The sequence below is a fragment of the uncultured Thiodictyon sp. genome (assembly GCF_903828115.1).
Lineage (GTDB): Bacteria > Pseudomonadota > Gammaproteobacteria > Chromatiales > Chromatiaceae > Thiodictyon.
The window spans coordinates 1-5946 of sequence record NZ_CAIKKU010000661.1; the positions used below are offsets into that span (position 1 = coordinate 1).

The following is a 5946-nucleotide window of genomic DNA, read 5'->3' on the forward strand; positions in this document are numbered from 1 at the left end:
CAACGGCAACAAGCGAGACGCCCTAAAGTCCTGTTTTCCTTGCTGCGGTTTGTTGTAGACTGTTGAATTCGTCGGACTTCAAATCCGGTTGGGGCCGTCAGGCGGTCCCGGGTGGGTTCGACTCCCACGCCCTTCCGCCAATAACAGACGCGTTCAAGACCATGCGAATCGACCATGTCCGCCTCAAGAACTGGCTGAACTTCCGCAAGGTCGACGCCGCGCTGATCGAAACCACCTATCTTATCGGCCCGAATGCCTCCGGCAAGTCCAATTTCCTGGACCTGTTTCGCTTTTTGCGCACAGTGGCGGACAGCTCCGGCGGAGGCCTACAAAGGGCGGTCGCGGAGCGGGGCGGGATCAAGAAGCTGCGCTGTCTTCAGGCGCGGCAAGACACCGAGGTGCGGATCGAGGTCCGGCTTTCCGGGAGCACGGCAGAAGACGAGCGCGGCGTTTGGCTTTATGTGCTCGGATTCAAGAGCGAGGGCACGGGACGGCAGCGGCCGATGGTCCATGAGGAGCGGGTCGAGCGCGACGGCATCTGTCTCTTGAGCCGCCCCGACGAGCACGACCGCGGGGACAAGGAGCGCTTGACCCAGAGCCACCTGGAGCAGGTCAATGCCAATGTCGAATTCCGGTCACTGGCGACCTTCTTGCGGTCTACCACCTACCTGCACCTGGTTCCCCAACTCCTGAAGTTCGCCGACCGGCTGAGCAGCAACCGGTTAGAGGAGGACCCCTTCGGTCAGGGCTTTCTGGATGGCTTGGCCCGCACCCCGAAGAACATCCTGGCTGCGCGTCTGCGCAAGATCCAGCAGGTGTTGACCAAGGCGGTGCCGCAATTCCAGGAACTGCGTTTCAACCGGGACGAGATGACCGGACTGCCCCATATGGAGGCACGGTACGCCCACTGGCGCCCTCAGGGCGCCTGGCACCGGGAGGATCAGTTCTCGGACGGCACCCTGCGCCTCATCGCCCTGCTCTGGTCGCTGTTGGAGGGGGACTCACTGTTGCTGTTGGAGGAGCCGGAGTTGTCGCTGAACGATGAGATCGTGCGACAGATCCCGCTGATGATCGATCGGATCAAGCGTCAGGCGAAGTATCGCCGGCAGACCTTGATCACCACGCACAGCGAGGCAATGCTGAGTAACAGCATCGACGCGAGCGCCATCCTGCTGGTCATACCCACCGACGACGGTTCCCAGATCCGCGGCGCGACCGACGAAGAAGTGGCAATGCTCGCCACCGGGCTATCCCCCGCCGAGGTCCTGTTGCCGAAGGCGCGCCCGCAGGGTTTAGGAAAGCTTGGCCTGTTCCAATGACTGCATTCGCCGTCACCACGCCGCATGAACTCACCGATCCCAAGACGGCGTTGCTCGATTTGGTACGAAAGTCATTAGCCTGCTCCAACTCCGGACTTACCAACTCTCTCACTCCGAAGTGAACCAGTTTTCGACCTCCAGACCCAGATACCCGTCGAAGTCATCGGTGTTGCGTGTGACCAGGATCAAACGATTGACGACGGCGATGGCGGCAATCTGACCATCGATCATGGGCGCCGGTCGTCCGATCGCCATTCGGTGTGCCCGCTCCTGTCCATGCCAGCGTGCGGCCGGAAGATCGAAAGGCAGAATGGGATAGGCATCCAGCGTTTCCTGCAGCCACTCTGCCAGAAGCATCTTGCGCTTGGAGTTCGGGAGTCGGGCAACGCCGAATGTCAGTTCGTCCGCCACCGGTGCAGCGATGGCGAATTGCAGGTCGTAACGATGAAAGGCTCGGCGCACGGATGCCATGGGTTCCGAACGCGCCATCTCCGACCAGACGTTGGTATCGAGGAGGTATCTCATTGGTCCCAAGAGAAATCCCGGCCGGTCTCCTTGGAACGTAAGCTCGCGACCTCATTGATCGGTCAGCGGCTCGCATTCGTACTCCTGCAAGCGCTTGCGCCAACCCGCAAGAAAGTCGAGATATCCGGTAGGCTTGGGCAGTGCGTTGGTGAGGCGACTGAACTCCTGCTCGGACAGGATCACCGCCACCCGTTTGCCGCGGCGGGTGATATGCATGGGTTCTCCGGCCTCGGCCCGCTGCACCAGGCTTGGCAGCCGCGCCTTCGCGTTGACAATCGATGTATCGGACATTTGATAGCTACCTTGGGCTGTTGATATCTGCTCGGACGTGCTGCGCCCGAATGGATCAGGGTGAGGCGCTCGAGTCCCTCTCGGTTCGGTGATCACGGACCACGTTGGGGTTCCTGCGTCATCTCAACCTACGGCCCTAGAGAGGGGGCGCCGGATGAAAAGGTCTGCGTACAAACATTCCAGCCATAAGTCTTGGCTTCGCGGCCGTGGCCCGTTTCAGCGTCTTCAAGAAACTTAAGCGCAAATCATTGCGAACTTCTTCACGAAAGCAGCCAACAAGATTCTTTGTCTGGTCCGGCTTGATCGGCGATTCGTCTTGAGGTATCAGATTCATTTTTCGGGTGCGGCGCCGACCACGCAGGCCATGGAATTCTCGTGAGACTCCATGAGCATCGTTTCTGCGGTGATCGAAGTACACATTCTCCGCGGCGTTGAGAAACTGTAGCGCGTTTAACTGTTGCACATCTAACCGGCTTTCTACAAAGATGGTGCTCGGATTTCTCCGGCCAACCCCATAGACATCACGATCATAGTAGACGACCGCGATGTCTGCTGAAACGGGAAAATAAACCTGAAGTCCAACGGATTGAAATCCGGTATTCCCTGCAAAGCGGCGCTCCTCAAGTAATTGATTATAGAGCACTACAGGGTTGTCGCTCGTAATGAAACCGATATCTGTTTGGTTCGCTAGCACGATCCCTCGAAGGTCCAGTAATAGTTGATATCGGCGAATCGTAGCCTCGAGTACTCGTCCGACGGGATCACCAGGAACAAATCGGAATTTATCGAGATCCTGAAGCGCTATACCCTCCTGTGGCAACGTTGGCCGAAGCAAGTATCTCTTCAACTTATCGTAGTTCTCTTCGTATTCCTCCCCTGCATATAGGGTACGTGCGTGTTGCGTGACAATATAGAAGATCAACTCCTGATGTTCCGCAGAAAACTCCGTCGGTGGTATCGACCCATCAAGCACTGCACGGATGATCGTCGCTGCCACACCCTCAAGCTGGGAAAACGCCTTCTCCCGATGCCCGTCATTTCCGTATAGGTATGTTTCTTGGCACTGCCTTTTAATTGAAGCCCTAACGACCAAACGATCCGCACCCATGCTATAGAGGGCAATGCTCCTGCCATCGCTTGAGAAATTCCGGAGGTAGAACTGCGGGACATAGTGGTGCTTCTTGTTGTTTGCCATGGTGGCTCACGCTGTTAGGATGAGGCTCGCATCTGCCGAACTTCGTGCTCATGTTACAATTCGGCTCGTTGGGATTCTCAAGGAATACCAATGTCCCCGGCAAGCTGTCAGCATGTTGGAGTTCGTTTCTCACTCGGACCTGTGGCCCTTCACTCGTGATTCACAAGGTAGTAAGCCATTATGAACAACCTAGAGTTCGTAGTTCGTAGGTCGGGTTAGCGAAGCGTAACCCGACGATTCGCGTGCTGTAGGGTCACGGCGCGCCTAACCTGACCTGCGCACCCTCTGTTCCGGGCCTTTTCTCGCCTGTGTTCGCAAACCGCCGTTCCATTACCGCGCGGATCGATACCTCAGACCAACGAGCTAGGACTCTTGGTAAGACATTCGCGGCCATATAATCCCAATTCCAGCGGTCGGCATGGCGCACGATCAGTTCCTCGCTCCAGTGCAGGGCTGTGTTGGAACTGATCGTTTCCCAATCCCAGCGGTCGGCATATCGCATGATTAGGGAATCGCTCCAGGGCAGGGCTCTGTTGCAACTGAGGTTGCGCCAATCCCAGCGGTCAGCGTGGCGTACGATTAGGGCTTCGCTCCAGGGCAGGGCTTCGTTGAAACTGAGCCTTTTCCAATGCCAGCGATTTGCGTGGCGATCGATTAGCGCTTCGCTCCATGGCAGAGCTTCGTTGGAACTGAGTCCTTCCCAATCCCAGCGGTCAGCGTAGCGTACGACTAGCGCCTCGCTCCAGGGCAGAGCTTCGTTGGAACTGAGGCTGCTCCAATCCCAGCAACCGGCGTGGCGCAGGATTAGCGCCTCACTCCAGGACAGGGCCTCGTTGGAACTGAGCCTTTCCCAATCCCAGCGCTTGGCGTGGCGGATGATTAGTGCCTCGCTCCAGGGAAGGGCCTCGTTGAAACTGAGCCTACTCCAATTCCACCGATCGGCGTGGCACGTGATTAGCGCCTCGCTCCAGGGTAAACCTTCGTTGTAACTGAGCGTTTCCCAATCCCAGCGGTCAGCGTGCTGTACGATTAGCGCCTCGCTCCAGGGTAGAGCTTCGTTGGCACTGAGGCTTTTCCAATTCCAGCGGTTGGCGTGGCGATCGATTAGCGCTTCGCTCCACGGTAGAGAACTATTGTAGCATAATCCACTGTAACTGATACTGTTCCAATCCCAGCGATCGGCGTGGCGCATGATTAGAATGTCGCTCCATGGAAGAGTTTCATTGGAACTGAGTCCGTTCCAATCCCAGCGATCGGCGTGGCGCATGATTAGAATTTCGCTCCATGGCAGAGTTTCATTGGAACTGAGTCCGTTCCAATGCCAGCGATTGACGTAGCATTCAATCATGGCTTCGCTACAGGGAAAGAACCTCGAGATTACTTTCACAAACGCCTTCGACGCCTCCGGATGCGTCGCAAAGAACTCGATATACCGCTCTTGCTCGATCCGCGCCAGTGCCTGCCCGGCAATGCGCAATTGCCGGTTGGCAATGACCAGCGCCTTGGGGCTACTGACAACCAGTGCACCGGGGTTGGATTCAGGCGTCTCACTCATGCTCGGCAAGCTCCGCTTCCAGTTGTTCGATGGCCTGTTTCAGCGCAACCCGCTGTTCGACAAAGTAAGCGTCCCAGTCGGTCAGGTCCTTGAGCGTGCGATAGGTCTCGGCACAGTGCAGTTGGTGGACCTGGGCGGCCAGTTGGTCCAGGTCGCGGCGCAGCACCGCAATGGCATGACCCAGCGACTCGGCTTCGGTCAGGGTCAGGGAGCGGTCGACGAACAGGTGTCCCTCGCGTACCGCGGCATGGATGGCGCGCACACCCCCAAGATCGTTGTTGCGATAGGCGGCCTGGAGTTGGACGAAGAGCCGGTTCGCGTGGGCGCGGTCGGCCGCGTCCACCTTGTCGGGGTGACACTTCTGGCTGGCCTGTCGATAGAGGCGTTTGAGTTCCTTGAGGTCGTCGGGCGGGAGTTGCGGGGGCGCCGGGGTGTCGCGGGCGGTTTCGTTGGCGTCGCGGTAGTCCTCGTAATCGGCGCGGGCGCTGTCGGCCTCGGCTTCGGCCTCCTGCTCGACCGCGGCCTGGCGGCGGAGCTTGTCGGCGCGCAGTTCCAGGTAGCGGGTGATCAGGTCGCCGATCTCGTGGCTGGTGCGGAGCGAGAAGGCATGAATCAGCCGCTCGATCTCGGCCTTGTCGTCGGACAGGGCGGTGACCTGATACTCCAGGCCGCGCAGGGTCAGACGCAGGTCGGCGATTTCCTGGTCGGTGGCGATGGTCAGGGCCGTGGCGCGCTGGAGGTAGTCGGCGATCCAGGCAAGGGCCCTGGCGGTGTCGCGGTCTTGCAGGGCGGTGAACAGGGGTTCGAGTTGGGCCGCGGCACCCGCGGGGCGGAGCTTCTCCAGTTGCGGCGCGAGGGTGTCCCACTCGTCGAGCAACAGGAGGTTGCGGACGATCTCCAGGCGACGGCGCAGTTGGGCCTGGTCGATGGCGGACGTGCTTTGACCGTGTTTGGCCAGGAGGGCGTCGAAGGCGTTGAGGTAGTCGGCGGCGATGCCGGTCTCAAGGTCGTCGTCACCGGCGGCGATGACGGTGATGCTCTCGTCGTTGGCCTGCGCCCGC

At 59.1% G+C, this 5946-nt stretch carries 6 protein-coding genes; 1 reads left to right on the plus strand and 5 read right to left on the minus strand.

Features of this window, described 5'->3' with window-relative positions:
• Positions 1–161 precede the first annotated feature (161 nt).
• Positions 162–1319: an AAA family ATPase gene (locus QZY48_RS24915; protein ID WP_295436143.1), complete on the plus strand. Its 1158-nt coding sequence runs from the start codon at positions 162–164 to the stop codon at positions 1317–1319.
• Positions 1320–1427: 108 nt separating this feature from the next.
• On the opposite strand, the gene QZY48_RS24920 is transcribed toward QZY48_RS24915, so the two are convergent.
• The 5 genes from QZY48_RS24920 to QZY48_RS24940 form a co-directional block, all read right to left on the minus strand.
• Positions 1428–1844: a type II toxin-antitoxin system VapC family toxin gene (locus QZY48_RS24920; RefSeq protein ID WP_295436144.1), complete on the minus strand. Its 417-nt coding sequence runs from the start codon at positions 1842–1844 to the stop codon at positions 1428–1430.
• 51 nt (positions 1845–1895) lie between these two features.
• On the minus strand, positions 1896–2135 hold the full coding sequence (locus QZY48_RS24925; RefSeq protein ID WP_295436146.1) for a type II toxin-antitoxin system Phd/YefM family antitoxin: 240 nt from the start codon (positions 2133–2135) through the stop codon (positions 1896–1898).
• Between the two features lie 136 nt (positions 2136–2271).
• Positions 2272–3330, minus strand: a complete 1059-nt coding sequence (locus tag QZY48_RS24930; protein WP_295436148.1) for a DUF4238 domain-containing protein — start codon at positions 3328–3330, stop codon at positions 2272–2274.
• A gap of 253 nt (positions 3331–3583) precedes the next feature.
• The gene (locus tag QZY48_RS24935; protein ID WP_295436149.1) at positions 3584–4885 is read right to left on the minus strand and encodes a hypothetical protein; all 1302 of its coding nucleotides are present in this window, start codon (positions 4883–4885) and stop codon (positions 3584–3586) included.
• Positions 4878–5946 (minus strand): J domain-containing protein (locus QZY48_RS24940; protein ID WP_295436151.1); only part of this gene is annotated, 1069 nt, incomplete at its 5' end. The genes QZY48_RS24940 and QZY48_RS24935, both read right to left, overlap by 8 nt.